Source organism: Arenimonas alkanexedens (assembly GCF_054781355.1).
The window spans coordinates 588,695-606,950 of record NZ_BAAGUO010000001.1 but is presented as its reverse complement, the minus strand read 5'-3'; the positions used below and the strand labels follow the sequence as shown (position 1 = coordinate 606,950).

The window sequence follows — 18,256 nt, the reverse complement described above, 5'->3', positions numbered from 1 at the left end:
ATGACCGAAAGCGCCTGTTTTCAGGCCGAAACGCCCCGTCCAAGAGTGAGGGGCCCGTCACAATGTGACCCGGGCCCAGCCCTCCAAAAAAAGACCCCGGCCTAAGCCGGGGTCCGATGAGGAGCTGATCCACCTACTTATTAGAAGGTGATCGACCAGCTATTGATGTAGCCGGTATCACCGTTCGCGTTGTCCCTGACGCGCAGGCGCCAGGTGCCGTTGAGGGCCTCCGACGACAGGTTGAACGTGTAGGTACCCACCAGGTTGTCGGCGCTGCCGCCGGCCCGGTTGCTGATGTTGTAGAGCGAGCCGTCCGGCGCGACGAGGTCGACGCGCAGGTCACCGCGGTAGGTGTGGACGATGTTCACCGCGACCGAGGCGTTGCTCGGGCCATTGCCGCTGCGACCGGAAACGCTGATCGGGCTTTCGACCGTAGCGTTGTTGTTGATCGCGTAGTCGGTGGTGTTGGTGTAGGTCTGCGGGCTGCTGCCGCCACCGCCACCCGCCGTGTAGTTACCCACCAGACTGACACCGGAGAAGCTCGAGTAGGCCTTCACGCGGACGTGGTAGGTACCGGCCGAGGGCGCCGCAATGGTGCAGGTCTCGCTGTTGCCGCTCAGGTACGGGCGGCAGACGTAGGACGAGTCCGTCGGCGCGCTGCCGAACTGCACGTACATGTCAGCGTCACCGGTACCACCCGACATGGAGAACGTCAGGTTGGTAGAGCCGGCGGGCACGACCATCGTGTAGTTCAGCGAATTGCCGGTGCTTGCCGAAAGACCAGAGACGGCGACGCCCTTGGTCAGCGTGCCACCGGCCGGCGGCGGCGGGGGCGGCGGCGAACCACCACCGGCCGCATCCACCAAGGCCTTGGCATCGATGATGCCCGCGCCACAACCACCGGAGCAGGCGCCCGGCAGCGGATACGCGGTGGCCTTGAGCTGCGCCTCGACCTGGGCCGGGGTGTACAGCGCCTGGCCCAAGGCCAGACGACGGCTCTGCACCAGGGCCACGGCGCCGGCAACGTGCGGCGCCGCCATCGACGTGCCGTTGTAGGACGCGTAGGACTCGCTGCCGGGCGTGGTGCTACCCGAGTTCAGCGTCGAGAGGATGCCCGAGCCCGGGGCGGCCACGTCGATGGACGCGCCATAGTTGGAGAAGCTCGAACGCGCACCGGAGCTGGTGATCGACGCCACGTTGATGACGTTGTTGCAGCTGGCCGGGGTGAAGTTCGCAGCATTGGCGTTGCTGTTGCCAGCGGCCACGACCACGGTGGTACCCCGGCTGACGGCGCTGTTGATGGCGTTCTGGGTCAGCGTGTCGCAGGAACCGCCGCCGCCCAGCGACATGTTGATGACGTCGGCCGCGTTGGCCGCCGACAGGGTCGGCACACCGCTCACCGTACCGCCCGAAGCCCAGATGATGGCGTCGGCGATGTCGGAAGTGGAGCCGCCGCCGCGACCCAGGACGCGGACCGGCATGACCCGGGCATTGAACGCGGTACCCGCGACGCCCTTGCCATTATTGGTGACCGCCGCGATGGTGCCGGCCACGTGGGTGCCGTGCCAGCTGGAGGACTGGCCGCCGGAGTAGTCACCCGGATCACTCGGATCGGAATCACGACCATTGCCGTCGCCCGCGACGGACGAGCTGGAAATGAAGTCGTAACCGCCGACAATATTGGCGTTCAGGTCACTGTGGCTGACGTGACCGGTGTCGAGCACGGCGACAATGATGCCGGTGCCGGTGGCCACGTCCCAGGCCTGGTTCGCGCGGATGCCCGCGGTGGAGCTGGAGAAGCCCCACTGCTGGCTGTAATTGGTGTCGTTCGGGGTCAGCGTGTGCTTCATGATCCGGTCGACCTGCACGAACTCCACGTTGGGGTTCGCGGCGATTTCCCGCATCAGGGTCTCGGCATCCTGACGGCCCAGCTTCTGGGACACGGCAATGACGTCGGCGCCCAGCGACATGCGGCGCACGTGGCTGGCAACCAGGGGCTTGTTGATGGAGCGGCGTTCACCGCGCTGCAGGCGCGAAGCCTGGACCATCTGGTTGGCGCGGGTGGAGGCCGACTGCAGCGAGCGGCTGAACGCCTCGGCGTTGACCGACTCGGAGCTGCCGTCACGGTATTTGATGATGAAGCGATCGAACTGCGCGTCGGCGTCGAGCGAGCCGAGGTCAACAAACGGGCTGTTCTGCGGTTCTGCGGCGAAGGCGGCGTGCGCGGCCAGCGCAAGGGTTGTGGCCGCAACGAGTCCGCGCAGGCGGAGCTTGCGTGTATTCATGCTCACGATGATGGTTCCCCGAAAAGGTATGGCAAGAAAGGCCGTCAATCGGCCGTGTTTGCTTCCATGCCCCGGGTCCCCTGGCAAACTTTGTCCCCGCGCTGGCCGTCAATGGCCAAAATCGTTGCGGGGCGAATTTCGCCACCCGGACGTGTGATGCACTTCACAAGCACACCGCACGAGCCCGACGCTAGCGTGACGAAAGTCATAGGTCAAGCCGCACTGCGGCAGCTACGCTGACCGGCCGGAGATGCCGCGAAAACACTGGCCTTCGGGACAGCGGAACGCCCACCGCCGAGCTGCGGCAGCGCAACAATTGCGCACATTGATGCCTGCGAACGACGGCGAGGCGCCGTCGGAAAAATCAGAACAGGCCCGTCTCGAGACGCGCGGCGTCGGACATCATGGTCTGGTTCCAGGGCGGGTCGAACACCAGCTCGACATCGGCCTCGACCACGGTCGGCACCCGTTCGACCTTGGTGCGCACGTCCTCGACCAGGATGTCGCCCATGCCGCAGCCGGGCGCCGTCAGGGTCATGCGTACCGCCACGGTGCGTTCCCCTTCGGCATTGCGGCCGAGGTCGCAGTCATAGACCAGGCCCAGCTCGACAATGTTCACCGGGATCTCCGGGTCGAAACACGTACGCAGCTGGTCCCAGACCAGCTTCTCGACGTCATCGTCGCCAGCGCCTTCAGGCAGCTCAAGTGGCGCGGGCATGGGCTTACCGATGGCATCGGCGTCCTCACCAGCGATGCGGAACAGGTTGCCGTCCACGAATACCGTGAAAGATCCGCCCAGGGCCTGGGTGATGTAGCCGGTGGTGCCGGCCGGGAGGGTGACCGCCTCGCCCTGCGGCACCATGACGGCAGCGCAGTCGCGTTCGAATTTCACCGGTTCGCTGGTTCGGGAGTAGCTCACTGCAGGTATCACCTGGCCGCAAAGACGGCTATTTTAGCCCCTTGCCTGCCCTGGAAACCGACTTGCCGCCAACGAATCGTTCCCGAACCGTCCAGGCCTGGCTGCTGCCGCTGCTGGCGCTGGTGGTCGGCGTGCTGGGCATGGTGGCCATCTGGCTGGCCGCCTACCTCAATTTCCGAACCCCCAATGGCTGGCTGGCGCTGGTCGCGGCCTTGGACATGGCGCTGATGCTGCGTCTGGCCGCCGCGCCGGCGGGGCGCATGCGCGCTTTCCTGGCGCTGGCCGGGACCGCCATCGCCACGCTGGCCAGCTATTGGATGATGGCGGCCACCCAGATGGGCCTGCTGCTGGGCCTGACGCCGCTGGAGTCCGCGCAACGCCTGGGGCCGGTGCTTGCCGGCGAACTGGTGCGGCATGCGACGTCCGGCTGGGACATCGCCTGGGCCCTGCTCGCGCTGGCCTTGGCCTGGCGGGTGGGCCGCTAGCCGTGCACCGGCGGGCTCAGTGCCCGCCGTCCACCGACTTGAGTTCGGCCACCAGCTGGCTCACCGCCGCCGCCGCGTCGCCGTAGAGCATGCGGGTGTTGTCGGCATAGAACAGCGCATTCTCGATGCCGGCGAAGCCCGTCCCCTTGCCGCGCTTGATCACGATGGTGTTCTTTGAATTCACCACGTCCAGGATCGGCATGCCGTAGATGGGCGAAGCCGGATCCGTCTTGGCTACCGGATTGACGACGTCGTTGGCGCCGATTACCAGTGACACGTCAGTGGACGGGAACTCGGGGTTGATGTCGTCCATGTCCGCAATCAGATCGTAAGGCACGCCAGCTTCGGCCAGCAGCACGTTCATGTGGCCAGGCATGCGGCCCGCCACCGGGTGGATGGCGAAGCGCACCTTTACGCCGCGCTTCATCAGCACCTGGGTGAGTTCCCAGACCTTGTGCTGGGCCTGCGCCACGGCAAGGCCGTAGCCCGGCACGATCACCACGCGTTCGGCATAGGCCATCATCGCGGCGACGTCGCCGGCCTCGATGGGCTTCTGCGCGCCGCTGATCTCGGCCGCCTCGCCGGTCTGGCCAAAGCTGCCGAACAGCACGCTGGCGATCGAGCGATTCATGGCCTTGGCCATCAGCTGGGTCAGCATGGTGCCAGCCGCGCCCACCACCATGCCGGCGATGATCAAGGCTTCGTTCTGAAGCACGTAGCCTTCGAAGGCCACGGCCAGGCCGGTCAGCGCGTTGTAGAGGGAGATCACCACCGGCATGTCGGCACCGCCGATCGGCAGCGTCATCAGTACGCCCAGCGCCAGCGCGGTGACGAAGAATCCGATGATCACCGGCTGTTCGAGTCCGTAGACGGTCAGCGCGCCCAGTGCGATCGCCAGCACGAACACCAGCGCGTTGAAGGCCTGTTGCCCCGGGAAGGTGAAGCGCCGGTCAAGGCGTCCGTCGAGTTTGGCCCAGGCAATCACCGAGCCGGTCAGCGAAATCGAACCGATCAAGGAGCCGATGACCGCCAATACCAGCGCGGTCTGGGACGGCGCCAGGCCGGCGTCGGAGAACTTGAGCAATTCGACGGCGCCGATGGCCGCCGCGGAGCCGCCGCCCAGGCCGTTGTAAAGCGCGACCATTTGGGGCATGTCTGTCATTGCGACGCGCTTGCCCGAAACCCAGGCAACCAGAGTCCCCAGGAACACGGCCAGGGCAATCAGCGCGACGTTTTGCAGGCCGGGCAACAGGAAGGTGGCCACGGTAGCCAGCACCATGCCGACGCCAGCCCACTGGATACCGCTGCGCGCGGTCACCGGAGACGCCATGCGCTTGATGCCGAGGATGAACAGCAACGCCGCGACGAAATAGCTGGCCTTCACCAACGGCAGCAGCCAGCCGCTCACGCGCCGGCTCCCGGCTTCTTGGACGACTTGAACATCTCAAGCATGCGTTCGGTGACCACGTAGCCGCCAGCGGCGTTGCCGGCACCCATCAGGACCGCCAGAAACCCGATCACTTTCTCGGTGGTGGTGTCGGCGTGACCCAGCACCACCATCGCGCCGATCATCACAATACCGTGCACGAAGTTTGACCCGGACATCAGTGGCGTGTGCAGGATCACCGGCACCCGGCCGATGATCTCGTAGCCAGTGAAGGCAGCGAGCACGAAGATGTAGAGCGCGACGAAGCCGTCCATGTCCCCTCCCCGCGCGGATGCGCGACTGGCCCATCATAACCCTTGGCTTAACAGCGGCTAGGGGCTGGCCGCCGCCAGGCGGGAAGCCCCGGCGGGCGGTCAACCGAAGTCAGGGCGATGCGTTATAAACCGGCATGGACGTCCCATTCGCCCCGCTGTGATGCCGTTCGACGCCGCCCCGTCATCACCGGCCGTCGACTTCGATGCCTTCCTGGCGTCGGTGGAGCGGCGCGCATTCCGCATGGCGGAGCTGGCCCTGGGCCACCGCGAGGACGCGATGGATGCGGTGCAGGACGCCATGATCAAGCTGGTGGCCTACCGCGACCGCCCGCCGGCCGAGTGGACCCCGTTGTTCTGGTCGATTCTGCGCAGTCAGATAACCGACCGGCACCGCCGTAACACGGTGCGTCGCAAAGTAATGGCGGTACTGGGCCGTCACGAAGACGAGCTCGGCGACCCCCTGGAAATGCTGCCCGACCCTAGCGAGGACCCGGCCCGCCGACACACCGACGCCCTGGCCTGGGCTGCCTTGGGCAAGGCGCTTCGACAGCTTCCGCGCCGGCAGCGCGAGGCCTACCTGCTGCGGGAGCTGCAGGGCCTGGACGTCGCCGAGACCGCCGCCGCCATGGGCTGTTCGGACGGCTCGGTTAAAACACATCTGTCGCGGGCGATGGCCGCCCTGCGAATCCACCTGGAGGACTGGCGATGAGCCGCCCCGACCCGATCACCGACAACGCGCGTTCGCTGTTCGATCGCGCCACCGAGCGCCTGGACCAAGGCGCCGCTTTCCGCCTGCGCCGGGCCCGGCACGAGGCCCAGCAGCCGCGGCGAAGGAACTTGCCTGGCATGGTGCCGGCGGGCGCTTTTGCCGCGACCGTGCTGGCCCTCGGCTTGGCCTGGTGGATGCCAACAGCGCCAGCCCCTTCCATGGACGCCGATGAGTTCGCCTCTACGGCCCCTGTCAGCGATTTCGACACCCTGCTTGCCGAGGAAGACCCGGCGCTCTATCTGTGGCTGGCCGATGCGCCGGTGGCGACGTCTGCAAGGTCGGGACCGTGAGGGCCTGCCTCGCCCTGCTGGCGCTGGCGCTTGGCCTCGGCCTGGCCGCGCCGTCCTTTGCCCATGACACCCACGACTCCCGGGGCGAGCGCGACGACCGCGACCACGACCGCGGCCCCATCCCGGTGCCCGCCGGCGTCAGCGTCCCGCGCTGGGACGAACTGAGTCCGTCCCGGCAGGAAGCCTTGGCGAAGCTGCGCGAGGGATGGGATGAACTGCCTGCGTCGCGCCGGGTGCGCGCGCTCGAATCACTGGAGCGCAAGGCCCGCTGGGAAGCGATGACACCCGAGGAGCGCGACAAGCTTCGCGCCGGCGCCCGCAATTTCCGCGACCTGCCGCCGGAGCTGCGCGAGAAAATGCGCACCAGCATGCGGGCCATGCACGCGCTGCCCGAGGCAGAGCGCCGCGCGATGCGCGAACGCTGGCACGGCATGAGTCCGGAGCAACGCCGCGCCTGGCTCCAGACCGGCGGGCCGGCGATCTCGCCTCCGCCGGCAGACTAGCCTCCGATCAGGCCCGCTTCTCGCCGGCGTGGGCGAGGCAGGTCTTGCTGATCAGCTCATCGTCCCAGTCCAGCGTGAGCTGGCCGTCCTTAAGCGACAACGCCAGGAAGTTGTAAACATTGCGCGCGTACATCTCACTGGCGTGCAGACTTCCCTGGCTGGCCAAGTTCAGCGGGCCGGCGACGGTGACACCATCGATTTCGTAGGTTTCGCCAGGACGCGTCAGCTCGCAGTTGCCGCCGGTTTCGGCGGCCAGGTCAACGATGACGCTGCCGCGCTTCATGCCCGCCACCATGGAAGCACTGATGATCTTGGGCGCCGGACGCCCGGGCACCGCTGCGGTCGTGACGATCACGTCCACTGATTTGAGATGCTCGGCCAAGCGCCGCTGCTGTTCGCTGCGCTCCTCGGCGGTCAGCTCGCGGGCGTAGCCGCCCTCGCCGGCCGCACTGACGCCCAGGTCCAGGAACTTGCCGCCCAGGGATTCGATCTGTTCGCGCGTTTCAGGACGCACGTCGAAGCCCTCGACCTGCGCGCCCAGCCGGCGTGCGGTGGCGATGGCCTGCAGGCCGGCCACGCCGGCACCGACGATCAGCACCTTCGACGGCCGGATGGTGCCGGCCGCGGTGGTCAGCATCGGGAAGTAACGCGGTGCGAGCTGGGCCGCGATCAACACGGCTTTGTAACCAGCCATGCCGGCCTGCGAGCTGAGCACGTCCATGGCCTGGGCGCGCGTGGTGCGCGGCAGCCGCTCGAGCGAGAACCCGGTCAGGCGGCCGGCTACCAGCGTGTCCACGCGTGCCGCGTCGGCGTGCGGCGCCAGCAGGCCGACGATCACGGCCCCGGGCTTGAGGTGCGCCAGCCGGACATTGTCGGGCGGCTGCACGCACACCAGGATGTCCGCTGCCGCCAGCGCGGCATCGGCGTCGTCCGTGAGCTCTGCGCCGACATAGGCTTCGTCGGGGAAATGCGCCGGCAAGCCGGCGCCGCGCTCGATCACGAGCCGGGCGCCAAGCGCCGTGAGTTTCTTCGCGGTCTCGGGAGTCATCGCCACGCGACGCTCGCCGCTGGCGGTTTCACGAACCAATACGATGCTGACCGCCATGCCTGCGACTCCTGGAAGCGAATGCCTCGATGCTACCGGAAGCGCCTGCGCTAAGGCAGGGGCGCTGCGGCGACGGCGACCGCCGTCGCGAGCCAAGGCCTCAGTTGGCTTCGGTCTTGAGCTTGCCCATGACCCGATGCAGAACCTGGTCGAAGACGTTCTCCTGCTCGCGCACCAGCAGGTTGCCTTCCTGCTTCATCGCGGCCAGCTCCTCGACCGAGGCGACCAGCACGCGTACGCCGCGGCGGTTGACGAACATCAGGCGCGAGGAAATCGGGCTCACCCAGGAAAGCTTGACCGGATGATGCTTGCCGTCTTCGCCCGCGATGTGGATCCAGGTGCCGACCTTGAGCTGGCGCATCTGCTCGACGTCAGACTCGTTGACCTCGAGATCGTCGCGACCGCCCACCACCTCGAGCCGCGGCTTGAGGTCGGCCAGGGCCGCCGTTGCCGCCACCGTCGCGGCGCTGCGTCGTTCGGGCAGGTTGATGACGTTCTCCACCGGCGGCTCAACCGGCGGCGGAACCTGGCCCAGCGCCAGCAGCTCGAGGCTGTTTGCCAGTGCGCTGATCTGGTCCTGCGCGGCTTCGCCGGTGATGCCGGAACTGGCCAGGACGGTTTCAATGGGTTCGCGCAGTGCCTGCACGGCGGGGGCGACCGGCGTTGACGGAACGCCCTCGCGCGGCAGCAGGGCCAGCAATTGGTCGGCCACAGTCAGGGCCGCCTGCCAAGAGCCGCTCTCCGGGCCCTCGCGCAGGGCGATCATGGAAAGGTGATGGGTCCAGCAGCGCCCGAGGAAATCCTCCATCGCCGGCGTCGGCGACAGGCCCCGGGTGCGCTGTTCGAGTTCCTTGGCGGCCAGTTCGCGAGCCTGCTCGAGCCGCTCCTGTCCGCGCTGGGCCTCCGCGGCGCGACGCTCCGCCAGCTCTACCCGGCGACGGTGCTGGTCAAGGAACGAGCGCAGCTCCTGCTCAAGGGTCTCGAAGATGGCGATGTCTTCGTTGAACTCGGCAATCAGCCGGTCCACGGTGCTTTCGGCCTTCTGCAGCAGCTCGCGTTCCTGCGGGCCTTCGCCACGGTTGCCTTCGCAAGCCTCGGCCAGGGAGTTGAGCAAGCGACGCGCAGGGTGGGTCTTGTAAAGGAAGAGACGGCGATCCATCACCGCAGCCTTCACGAACGGCACCACCAGGCGGGAAATCAGCGTGCGCGAGGTCTGCTCGAAATCGCGCTCGTCGAACATCACGTCAAACAGCATGCCCACCAGGTCGACCGCGTCCTCGTCGTCCTGACTCATGCTGACTTTGTCGGGCGGCAGGCCGATACGGCTGGCGTTCTGGAGCAGTTCGTTCTTCAGCAGCACGGCCAGCGAAGCTTCCGGGCGACTGATCGCCTCGGTGACGGCGTTGGGCACGGTGGACTGCAGCAGCGACAGCACCGACATCATTTCCGGCGCGGCCAGCGGCCGCTGGTCGGGATTGCCGCGATTCTGTTCCGCGCCGGGCTGGTTGCCCGGACGCATGTTGTGCAGCAGCTGCAGCAGGGCGTCGTAGACCGCCCGATCTTCGGGGGCTGCGCCCTGGGCCGCGGACGCGCCTCCGGCACCGGCACTGCCACCGTAGTCGGATACCGCACCGGCGTAGCCGTCGGCAGACGGAGGAGGCGGCGCGGGGGCCTGGCGCGGCGCTGGCTTCTGGGCGCCAGCCGGATGGAAGCCGGCGCTGGCCAGGCGGGCGTTGAGGTCGGTCAGCAGCTCGCGCAGATCGTGGATCAGCTCACGCTCGTAGTACTTGAAAAGCACCATCCGGACGTCGGACGGCACTTCCACGCCTTCCTGGGCGGTGCGGATGGCACCGGCCAGGCCGTGGGCGCTCAGCGGGCTCAGCTCCGGGTCGAGCACGGCGATACCCAGCATGCGCGCCAGGCGCGCGGACAGTTCGTCGAGCTGGTTGCCGTGGATGCGGGAAATGGCTTCGGCGATCAGGTTGGTCGCCAAGTGCTGCTCGAGCTCGCTTTCCTCGAGCAGGGTCAGCTCCGGCGTGCCATCGGCATCGGCGGCGGGCGCAAGCTGACGACCCAAGCCTGCGAAGCCCTGGTCGAGGTGCTCGCGGAAACCACGCTCGATCGGCGCGCGCGAAGTGCGCAGGGCGCGCATCGCATGCAGATAGGGCGAGCCGTCCGGCACGCCGTCTTTCTTGGCGAGGTCGAACAGCCAATCGTCGGCACGCGCGAAGACACGGGCAAGGACCGCCTGCAGATGCTCGGTGCTGCGTCGACGCATGCCCAGGACAAGGTCCTGGGTATTGGCGGGTAGCGGCGGCTGGGTTGTGTTGATGCTCATGGGCCTCTGCACGTCCGGGGGGACTACGCGCTGTGGATGCCAGTGTGGCGAGGGTCGCACAATCCTTCTGTGACCTCGCTCGCAAAACCCGCGAACGGCGGTCTGCGCGGGGTGAATGGTAACCTCACGACCATGAACGAGTTCGACTTCCTGCGCCAGCGCCGCTCGGTGCCGTCCCGCCTGCTGGGGGCGCCCGGCCCAACGCCCGAGCAGACCCTGGCCATGCTGGCCGAGGCCGTCCGGGTCCCCGACCACGGCAAGCTGGCGCCTTGGCGCTTTTTGCGCATCCAGGGCGAGGCCAGAGCGGCGCTGGGCGACCTGCTGGTGGACCGGGCACTGCAGCGCGACCCCGCCGCCCCGGCGGCAGCGGTCGCGAAGGATCGGCAGCGCTTCTCGCATGCTCCGGTGGTGCTGGCCGTGATCGGATGCCTGAGCCGCGGCCACAAAGTGCCCGAACAGGAACAACTACTGTCCGGCGGCGCCGTCTGCTTTGCCCTGCTGCAGGCCGCCCAGGCGCTGGGCTTCGGGGCCCAGTGGCTGACCGGATGGGCGGCCTACGATCCGGTGATCACCGCCCGGCTCGGATTGCTCGATAACGAAACCGTGCTCGGGTTCATCCACATCGGCACGCCAGCCGAACCGGCGCCCGAACGCCAGCGCCCCGACCCCGCGGCCTTGCTCAGCGAATGGAACCCGTGAACGCGCCCGTCCATCTGGTTGACGCCAGCCTCTACATTTTCAGGGCCTGGCACTCGATGCCGCCCGAGTTCGAGGACCGCGAGGGCTGGCCGGTCAACGCGGTGCACGGGTTCGCCCGCTTCCTGCTCGACCTGCTGGAACGGAACCGGCCCGCACGCATCGCCATCGCCTTCGATGAGTCGCTTGATTCCAACTTTCGCAACGAAATTTACCCGGCCTACAAGGCCAATCGCGATGCCGCGCCCGAGGAACTCAAGCGCCAGTTCGGACACTGCCAGCGGCTTTGCCGCGGGCTCGGCCTGCCGGTGCTGGCCAACGGCCGGTTCGAAGCCGACGATCTGATTGGTGCGGCCATGGCCCAGGTGCGCCGCGCCGGCCACGCCGGCCTCATCATTTCTGCCGACAAGGACCTGTCACAGCTGCTCGCGGTCGGCGACGAACAGTGGGACTACGCCCGCAACGAGCGCTGGGGTGCCGATGGGGTCAAGGACCGCTACGGGGTGCATGCCCATCAGATCGCCGACTACCTGGGCCTTACCGGCGACGCCATAGACAACATCCCGGGCGTGCCGGGCATTGGCGCCAAGACGGCCGCCATCCTGCTGGCCCATTTCGGCAGCCTGGACGAGATCTACCAGCGCCTGGCCGAAGTGCCGTTCCTGCGCATGCGCGGCAGCACCCAGCATGCCCAGCGCCTGGCCGAGCATCGCGACATCGCGCTGCTGTCACGCCAATTGGCGACCATAGACGTCAACGCACCGCTGCCGGCGGACTTTGGCACCGCCCAGCGACGCGAGCCCGACAAGGGCGCACTGGAGGCGATCGCCGAAGATCTTCGGCTGGGCCCCATGACCCGCCGCCGACTGCTGTCGGCCTGAATCCCGAGGAACCCGCATGACCGAGTCCGTCACCACCCTGTGCGAAGGCACCTATCTGCGCCTGGTGCGTCGCGGGCATTGGGAGTACGCCGAGCGGACCAATGCCGGCAGCGCAGTGATCGTGATTGCGGTGACGCCTGAGGACAAACTGCTGTTTGTCGAACAGTTCCGGATCCCGATGGGCGCACCGACCATCGAGATGCCCGCGGGCCTGGTGGGCGACCTGGATGCACACGACACCATGGAAGCAGCGGCCAAGCGCGAACTACTCGAGGAAACCGGCTGGCAGGCGGACGAGGTCAAGGTGCTGATGGTGGGTCCGACCAGTTCGGGCATGAGCAATGAGCTGATCGCGTTCGTGCGCGCCCGCGGCCTCACCCGAATACACGCCGGCGGCGGTGACGACAGCGAAGACATCACCGTGCACGAGGTGCCGGTGGCCGACGCGCCGCGCTGGCTTGCGGCGAAGATGGCCCAGGGCTATTCGATGGATCCGAAGCTGTGGGCCGGCCTCTGGCTACTCGACCGCAATCCCGACGGCAGCCCCGCCTGATCCGAACGCGGCAAGACGCCCCTAACGAAACCCGTCGGTCGCGCGCACCAGGATATCCACCAGCTCTTCCTCGAACGCCGCGTGCCCTGAGTTCGGCGCGATCTCCAGCCTTGCTTCCGGCCAGGCCTTCTTGAGGTCCCAGGCGTTCTGCACCGGGCACACCACGTCGTAGCGACCGTGCGCGATGACGCCCGGGATGCCCTTGAGCCGATGCGCGTCGCGCAGCAGTTGGTCATCGGCATCGAAGAAGCCGCCGTTGACGAAATAGTGGCATTCGATGCGGGCGAAGCTGAGCGCGAAATGCGCGTCCTCGTGGCTGTTGATGAAGGCCTCGTCCTGGCGCAGGAAGCTGGTGCTGGCTTCCCACACCGACCAGGCCCGCGCCGCCGCCAGGCGCGTCGCCTCGTCGTCCGACGTAAGCCGGCGGTGGTAAGCGCTAATCAGGTCGTGGCGTTCGACTACCGGGATCGGCGCCAGGTACTTGTCCCAGGCTTCGGGGAACAGGCGCGACGCGCCTTCCTGGTAGAACCACTCCAGCTCCCAGCGCCTCAGCATGAAGATGCCGCGCAGCACCAGCTCGCTAACCTGGCCGGGGTGCGCCTGGGCATAGGCGAGCGCCAGCGTCGAACCCCAACTACCGCCGAACGCCTGCCAGCGCGCGATACCCAGATGCTTGCGCAGCTTTTCGATGTCGGCCACCAGGTCCCAGGTGGTGTTGTCGACCAGGTCGGCGTGCGGCGTCGATCGCCCGCTGCCGCGCTGGTCGAACAGGATGATCCGGTAGTGCGCGGGGTCGTGGAAGCGACGCATCCTGGCGCCGCAGCCGCCGCCCGGACCACCGTGCAACACCACCACGGGCTTGCCTTCGGGATTGCCGCACTGCTCGTAAAAGAGCCGGTGGCGGCCGTCCACGGCAAGCGTGCCGGTGTCATAGGGTTCGATCTCGGGGTACAGGCCGCGCATCAGTCGCCTCGTTCGCAGGATTCCCCGTCGATTCTATCCCGCACCGTCCCGATGGCGCTTGCCGGTGCCCGCCCCTTGAACTGACATGCGCAAGGCGTATGCTCGGAGTGTCATGGGCACAGGTCACACGCATCTGAGTCTGGTGGGCTCCGGGGCGTTCTCTCCCCCGGTCAGCCCGGCGTCTGCACGTGAAATCCGCATGCCCCGCGTTCTCTCGCTGGACGCCCACGGCCGCATCCTCGACTGGATGCACTGGCAGGATGCCGTTTGCCTGTATGTCCGCGGCGCCGTGGCCTGGACCCTGGGCGACCCTTGCCTGACGGTCCATGGCGGTACCAATCGCGCCAGCGGCCAGCAAAGCACCATCGACCTGCACCCGATCGTGGCCGGCCGCAGCCATGCGCGCATCCAGGGCCTCTCGCCCTCGCCGGCCCTGACCAACACCGCACTGTTCGCACGCGACGCCAATCTCTGCCTGTACTGCGGCCGCGAGTACGGCCGGCACTCGCTGACGCGTGACCACGTCATCCCGGTCTCGCGCGGTGGCCGCGATATCTGGGAGAACGTGGTCTGCGCCTGCGTCCACTGCAACTCCCGCAAGGGCAGCCGCAGCCCGCAGCAGGCGTGCATGCCGCTGCTGGCGGTGCCCTACCGCCCCAGCTGGGTCGAGCACCTGATCCTGTCGAACCGGCACATCCTGGCCGACCAGATGGCCTTCCTGAAGAACCACCTCCCCAAGCGCCCTGCCCGGCCCATCTGAGGATTTGACGTGGGGCGGGCCGGCAACAGACACTGCCGGCCTTCACGTCGCTGCGGCAGGCGTGATCAGGGGGAATACCAGTAATGACCACTCACAGTATTTGCTTTGCCGGCCTTTCCCGCGAGGAAGAGGCCGAGATCACCACCTGCTTCAAGCAAGCCAATGCAAGCACCGGCAATCATTGGTTGCTGACGCCGGAAACCGAAGCCCATGTCCTGGTGATCGACATGGACTCGATGTACGGCCAGATGAGCCTGATGAAGGCCATCGGCAGCGACAAGATCGTAGTCGCGCTGACCGCAGGCGGCCGCGCCGACACCGACTACGTGCTGCAGCGGCCGGCCACGGCCGACGCGATCGCATCCCTGTTCACGCAGATCCTGGACGGCAGTCCGGCGGCCGGGCCGACCCCCGTCGCTGCCGAGCCGATGGCCGCCCCGATCGAGAGCGCCCCGGCACCGGCAGCCCCCGTGGTGTCCGAACCCGAGCCGGCGCCATCGCCGGCAGCGCCCGCCCCGGTCGCGGCACGCACCACCGCCGAGCAGCCCGTGGCCCCGCCGCAGGCCGATCCGCGTCTTACCGACTACCTTCGCCCGGGCGCCTTGTCCGGCCCGGTGCGGCTGCAGCTGGTTGGCGCCCCGGACTTGGTGCTCGACCCCGGCACACAGACCTATCTGTCCGGGGCCGCCCTCAAGCCACTGCTGCCCTACTGCGCCGCCGTTATCCGCGACAGCGACCTGGTGCCGGTATCGGCCGCCGAACTGACGGCCCTGGCCGCTGGCCTCGGCGGCAGCCAGCCGTGGTCGCGCCTGGCCTGGCTGTCCGCCCTGAGCGGCGGCAACGGCGCCCTGGCCAACGGCTTTGGCTTGAACGACCGCTACAAGCTGCTGCGCTGGCCGCAGACCGAACGCGAGTTCCCGAAACATTTCCGCATCGCCACCGTGATGATGAAGGCGCCCGCCCTGCTGACCGACATCGCCGAGCAAAGCGGCGTATCGCTCACCGAGGTGATCGACTACGTCAACGCCTGCCTGGCCACCGGCGTGGCCGAGGCTGAAAATGCCCCGGCGCCTGCTCCCGACGCCGGCAAGGGCGGTCTGCTCGGGCGTTTCCGTCGCTAAGCCGGAACCGGTCGGGCGACCGGTTCCGCAGGCACCATACCCTCGGCGGCCGCCAGCCTGAACGCGCGCCCTGCGTTCACCTTGCTCCTCCGGGTCGGGTGCCGGACAATTTAGGCCTGTCTCCTCCCACGCCCGAGCCTTCATGGACTCCCAGCGCTATCCGCGCCTCTCGCAAATCACGCATCCGGCCGACCTGCGCCAGTTCCCCGAAGCCGAACTGAGCCAGATCGCCGACGAGCTGCGTGCTTTCCTGATCGAAACGGTGTCGCAGTCGGGCGGCCATTTCGGCGCCGGCCTCGGCGTGATCGAACTGACCGTCGCGCTGCACTACCTGTTCGAGACGCCGGTGGATCGCCTGGTCTGGGACGTGGGCCACCAGTGCTATCCGCACAAGATCCTGACCGGTCGCAGCGAAAGCATCCACACCGTCAAGCTCAAGGACGGCGTGGCGCCGTTCCCGCGCCGCGAGGAAAGTGAGTACGACACGTTCGGCGTCGGCCACAGCTCGACCTCGATCTCCGCGGCGCTGGGTATGGCGATCGCGCTGCAGGCCAAGGGTGACGAGCGAAAGGTCGTGGCCGTGATCGGCGACGGCGCGATGACCGCCGGCATGGCGTTCGAAGCGCTCAACCACGGCGGCGGCATGGATCCCGAGCCGAACCTGCTGGTCGTCCTGAACGACAACCGCATGTCGATCTCGGAGAACGTCGGCGGGCTCACCCGCATGCTCGGCCGTCTATCGGGAAGCCGCACGCTCAATGCCCTGCGCGAAAGCGGCAAGAAGCTGCTGGGCGACAAGCGTCGTCCCGCCGCGCGCTTCATGCGCCGCTGGGAAGAACACTGGAAGGGCATGTTCGTGCCGTCCACCCTGTTTGAGGAAATGGGCTTCCACTACACCGGCCCTATCGACGGCCACGACGTGCCGGCGCTGCTGGCGACCCTCAAGACGCTGAAGGGACTCAAGGGCCCGCAGCTTCTGCATATCATCACCACCAAGGGCAAAGGCTACGAGCGCGCCGAAGGCGACCAGATCGAGTACCACGCCGTCGGTCCCTTCGATCCCACGATCGGCATCGTCAAGAAGCCGGCACCCAGCAAGCCCACCTACACCCAGGTGTTCAGCGACTGGCTTTGCGACATGGCCGCCGCCGACACGTCCCTGATGGGCATCACCCCGGCCATGCGTGAAGGCTCGGGCCTGGTGCGTTTCAGCAAGGAATACCCGGAGCGCTACTTCGACGTCGCCATCGCCGAGCAGCACGCGGTCACCCTGGCCGCCGGCATGGCCTGCGAAGGTGCCAAGCCGGTGGTCGCGATCTATTCCACCTTCCTGCAGCGCGGTTATGACCAGCTGGTGCACGACGTGGCGCTACAGGGCCTGGACGTTTTGTTCGCGATCGATCGCGGCGGCGTGGTTGGCCCCGATGGCGCCACCCATTCCGGGAGCTTCGACCTCAGCTTCCTGCGCTGCATCCCGAACATGGTGGTGATGGCGCCGGCCGATGAAAACGAGTGCCGGCAGATGCTCAGCACCGGCTTCCGCCATGCCGGTCCGGCGGCGGTGCGCTATCCGCGCGGCAGTGGTCCGGGCGTTGCGGTGCAGCCCTCGCTGGACGTACTGCCGATCGGCAAGGCCGAGCTGCGCCAGCGCGGCAGCCGCATCGCCCTGCTCGCCTTCGGCACCTTGGTGGCGCCGGCCGAGACGCTTGGCAAGGAGCTGGGTTTGAGCGTGGCCAATATGCGCTTCGTCAAACCGCTCGACCGCAGCCTGGTGCTGGAGCTGGCGCGCAGCCACGACGCCATCGTGACGCTCGAGGACAACGCCGTGATGGGTGGCGCCGGAAGCGGCGTCGCCGAGCTGCTGTCCGCCGAAGGCATCACCCTGCCGATGCTGCACCTGGGGCTTCCCGACCGCTACCAGGAACATGCCAGCCGGGAACAACTGCTGTCCGAGGCCGGCCTGGATGTGGACGGCATTCGCAGCTCGCTGCTTGCACGCTGGCCAGACCTTGCTGCGGCTGCGCCGCGGGTCCAGACCGGCTGATCAGCCGACGCTGCGGGGGTTGCGGCCCAAGGTAACGCGATCACGCTGCTCGAGGTCACGCTCGGTCGCAACCTGCTCCAATCCCGCCGCCACGAACAGCGCGCGCACCGCCTCGCCCTGCTCGAAGCCGTGTTCGACCAGCAGCCAGCCGCCGGGCGCCAGATGCGCCGGTGCCCCCGCGCTGAGGATGCGGATCGCATCGAGGCCATCGGGGCCGGAAGCCAGGGCCGAGCGCGGCTCGAAGCGCAAGTCGCCCTGCGCCAGGTGCGGGTCGGTGTCGGCGATATAGGGCGGATTGCTCAGCACCAGGTCGAAGTTTTCGCGCGGCACCGCGTGGTACCAGTCGCCCGGCATCAGTCGCAGCGGCAGCCCGGCGTCAATGGCGTTGCCGGAGGCGACGGCGAGTGCGGCGGCGCTGGCGTCAGTGGCGGTCACGTCGGCCAGCGGGCGCTCGCTGGCGATCGCGAGCGCGATCGCACCGCTGCCGGTGCCCAGGTCCAGTACCCGCAGCGGCTCAGTGCGCGGGATGCGGTCCAGGGCCAGCTCAACCAGCAGCTCGGTTTCGGGGCGGGGAATCAGGGTGTCGGCCGTGACCGCCAGGTCCAGGGACCAGAAGCCGCGGCGCCCGGTGATCTGTGCGACCGGCTCGCCGTGCAGGCGGCGTCGCAGCAGCGCCTCGAAGGCGTCGGCATCGGGCGTCGTCAGCACGTCGCTGGCGTGGGCATAGAACCAGCTGCGCGGGTGATCCATGGCGTGGGCAAGCAACAGCTCAGCCTCGAGCCGGGAAGCGTCTCCGGACAGGCGTGAGGCGGCGTCACGGATCGCGTTGGCGAGCGTGGTCAC

General features: G+C 67.8%; 17 protein-coding genes and 2 pseudogenes. 10 read left to right on the top strand and 9 right to left on the bottom strand.

What is annotated here, in order from left to right; genetic code table 11:
• Positions 1–140: 140 nt before the first annotated feature.
• From ACYVGY_RS02835 to sufT, 3 genes and pseudogenes are all read right to left on the bottom strand, one after another.
• A pseudogene (locus ACYVGY_RS02835) lies at positions 141–371 on the bottom strand (proprotein convertase P-domain-containing protein); the annotation flags it as partial.
• Positions 372–509: 138 nt separating this feature from the next.
• Positions 510–2,285, bottom strand: a pseudogene (locus ACYVGY_RS02830) (S8 family peptidase); the annotation flags it as partial.
• A 364-nt stretch (positions 2,286–2,649) separates the two neighbouring features.
• A complete protein-coding gene (gene sufT, locus ACYVGY_RS02825; protein ID WP_460455962.1) occupies positions 2,650–3,204 on the bottom strand; it encodes a putative Fe-S cluster assembly protein SufT in 555 nt (184 codons plus the stop codon).
• A 62-nt stretch (positions 3,205–3,266) separates the two neighbouring features.
• On the opposite strand from sufT, the gene ACYVGY_RS02820 reads away from it, so the two are divergent.
• A complete protein-coding gene (locus ACYVGY_RS02820; protein ID WP_460455961.1) occupies positions 3,267–3,689 on the top strand; it encodes a hypothetical protein in 423 nt (140 codons plus the stop codon).
• A gap of 16 nt (positions 3,690–3,705) precedes the next feature.
• On the opposite strand, the gene ACYVGY_RS02815 is transcribed toward ACYVGY_RS02820, so the two are convergent.
• Positions 3,706–5,097, bottom strand: coding sequence for an NAD(P)(+) transhydrogenase (Re/Si-specific) subunit beta (locus ACYVGY_RS02815; protein WP_460455960.1), 1,392 nt, complete (start codon positions 5,095–5,097; stop codon positions 3,706–3,708).
• The gene (locus ACYVGY_RS02810) at positions 5,094–5,390 is read right to left on the bottom strand and encodes an NAD(P) transhydrogenase subunit alpha part 2 (RefSeq protein ID WP_325129613.1); all 297 of its coding nucleotides are present in this window, start codon (positions 5,388–5,390) and stop codon (positions 5,094–5,096) included. The genes ACYVGY_RS02815 and ACYVGY_RS02810 overlap by 4 nt, the downstream gene beginning before the upstream one ends.
• A 160-nt stretch (positions 5,391–5,550) precedes the next feature.
• On the opposite strand from ACYVGY_RS02810, the gene ACYVGY_RS02805 reads away from it, so the two are divergent.
• Genes ACYVGY_RS02805 through ACYVGY_RS02795 form a run of 3 tightly spaced genes read left to right on the top strand, consistent with a single transcriptional unit; the run spans position 5,551 to position 6,952 of the window.
• On the top strand, positions 5,551–6,099 hold the full coding sequence (locus ACYVGY_RS02805) for an RNA polymerase sigma factor (protein WP_460455959.1): 549 nt from the start codon (positions 5,551–5,553) through the stop codon (positions 6,097–6,099).
• Positions 6,096–6,449: a hypothetical protein gene (locus tag ACYVGY_RS02800; RefSeq protein WP_460455958.1), complete on the top strand. Its 354-nt coding sequence runs from the start codon at positions 6,096–6,098 to the stop codon at positions 6,447–6,449. The genes ACYVGY_RS02805 and ACYVGY_RS02800 overlap by 4 nt, the downstream gene beginning before the upstream one ends.
• A complete protein-coding gene (locus ACYVGY_RS02795) occupies positions 6,446–6,952 on the top strand; it encodes a DUF3106 domain-containing protein (protein ID WP_460455957.1) in 507 nt (168 codons plus the stop codon). The genes ACYVGY_RS02800 and ACYVGY_RS02795 overlap by 4 nt, the downstream gene beginning before the upstream one ends.
• Positions 6,953–6,959: 7 nt before the next feature.
• On the opposite strand, the gene ACYVGY_RS02790 is transcribed toward ACYVGY_RS02795, so the two are convergent.
• Positions 6,960–8,057, bottom strand: coding sequence for an NAD(P) transhydrogenase subunit alpha (locus ACYVGY_RS02790; RefSeq protein WP_460455956.1), 1,098 nt, complete (start codon positions 8,055–8,057; stop codon positions 6,960–6,962).
• A 100-nt stretch (positions 8,058–8,157) separates the two neighbouring features.
• Positions 8,158–10,395: a DUF1631 family protein gene (locus tag ACYVGY_RS02785; protein WP_460455955.1), complete on the bottom strand. Its 2,238-nt coding sequence runs from the start codon at positions 10,393–10,395 to the stop codon at positions 8,158–8,160.
• Between the two features lie 132 nt (positions 10,396–10,527).
• Here ACYVGY_RS02785 and ACYVGY_RS02780 point away from each other — a divergent pair, with 132 nt between their 5' ends.
• Genes ACYVGY_RS02780 through ACYVGY_RS02770 form a run of 3 tightly spaced genes read left to right on the top strand, consistent with a single transcriptional unit; the run spans position 10,528 to position 12,525 of the window.
• Complete coding sequence (locus tag ACYVGY_RS02780) at positions 10,528–11,094, top strand: nitroreductase family protein (protein ID WP_460455954.1); 567 nt, start codon at positions 10,528–10,530, stop codon at positions 11,092–11,094.
• Positions 11,082–11,972 carry a 5'-3' exonuclease gene (locus ACYVGY_RS02775; RefSeq protein ID WP_460455953.1) on the top strand — a complete coding sequence of 297 codons (891 nt, stop codon included), beginning with the start codon at positions 11,082–11,084 and terminating at the stop codon, positions 11,970–11,972. The genes ACYVGY_RS02780 and ACYVGY_RS02775 overlap by 13 nt, the downstream gene beginning before the upstream one ends.
• A gap of 16 nt (positions 11,973–11,988) precedes the next feature.
• Positions 11,989–12,525, top strand: coding sequence for an NUDIX hydrolase (locus ACYVGY_RS02770; RefSeq protein ID WP_460455952.1), 537 nt, complete (start codon positions 11,989–11,991; stop codon positions 12,523–12,525).
• Positions 12,526–12,546: 21 nt separating this feature from the next.
• Here ACYVGY_RS02770 and pip read toward each other — a convergent pair whose 3' ends face one another.
• Positions 12,547–13,488 carry a prolyl aminopeptidase gene (pip, locus tag ACYVGY_RS02765; protein ID WP_460455951.1) on the bottom strand — a complete coding sequence of 314 codons (942 nt, stop codon included), beginning with the start codon at positions 13,486–13,488 and terminating at the stop codon, positions 12,547–12,549.
• A gap of 112 nt (positions 13,489–13,600) precedes the next feature.
• Here pip and ACYVGY_RS02760 point away from each other — a divergent pair, with 112 nt between their 5' ends.
• The 3 genes from ACYVGY_RS02760 to dxs all read left to right on the top strand — a co-directional run bounded on the left by ACYVGY_RS02760 (position 13,601) and on the right by dxs (position 17,413).
• Positions 13,601–14,248: an HNH endonuclease gene (locus ACYVGY_RS02760; RefSeq protein ID WP_460455950.1), complete on the top strand. Its 648-nt coding sequence runs from the start codon at positions 13,601–13,603 to the stop codon at positions 14,246–14,248.
• 83 nt (positions 14,249–14,331) lie between these two features.
• Positions 14,332–15,369 (top strand): serine/threonine-protein kinase, encoded by a 1,038-nt coding sequence (locus ACYVGY_RS02755; RefSeq protein WP_460455949.1) that lies wholly within the window; start codon positions 14,332–14,334, stop codon positions 15,367–15,369.
• 142 nt (positions 15,370–15,511) lie between these two features.
• Positions 15,512–17,413, top strand: a complete 1,902-nt coding sequence (gene dxs, locus ACYVGY_RS02750; RefSeq protein WP_460455948.1) for a 1-deoxy-D-xylulose-5-phosphate synthase — start codon at positions 15,512–15,514, stop codon at positions 17,411–17,413.
• Here dxs and prmC read toward each other — a convergent pair whose 3' ends face one another.
• Positions 17,414–18,256 carry a peptide chain release factor N(5)-glutamine methyltransferase gene (gene prmC / locus ACYVGY_RS02745; protein ID WP_460455947.1) on the bottom strand — a complete coding sequence of 281 codons (843 nt, stop codon included), beginning with the start codon at positions 18,254–18,256 and terminating at the stop codon, positions 17,414–17,416.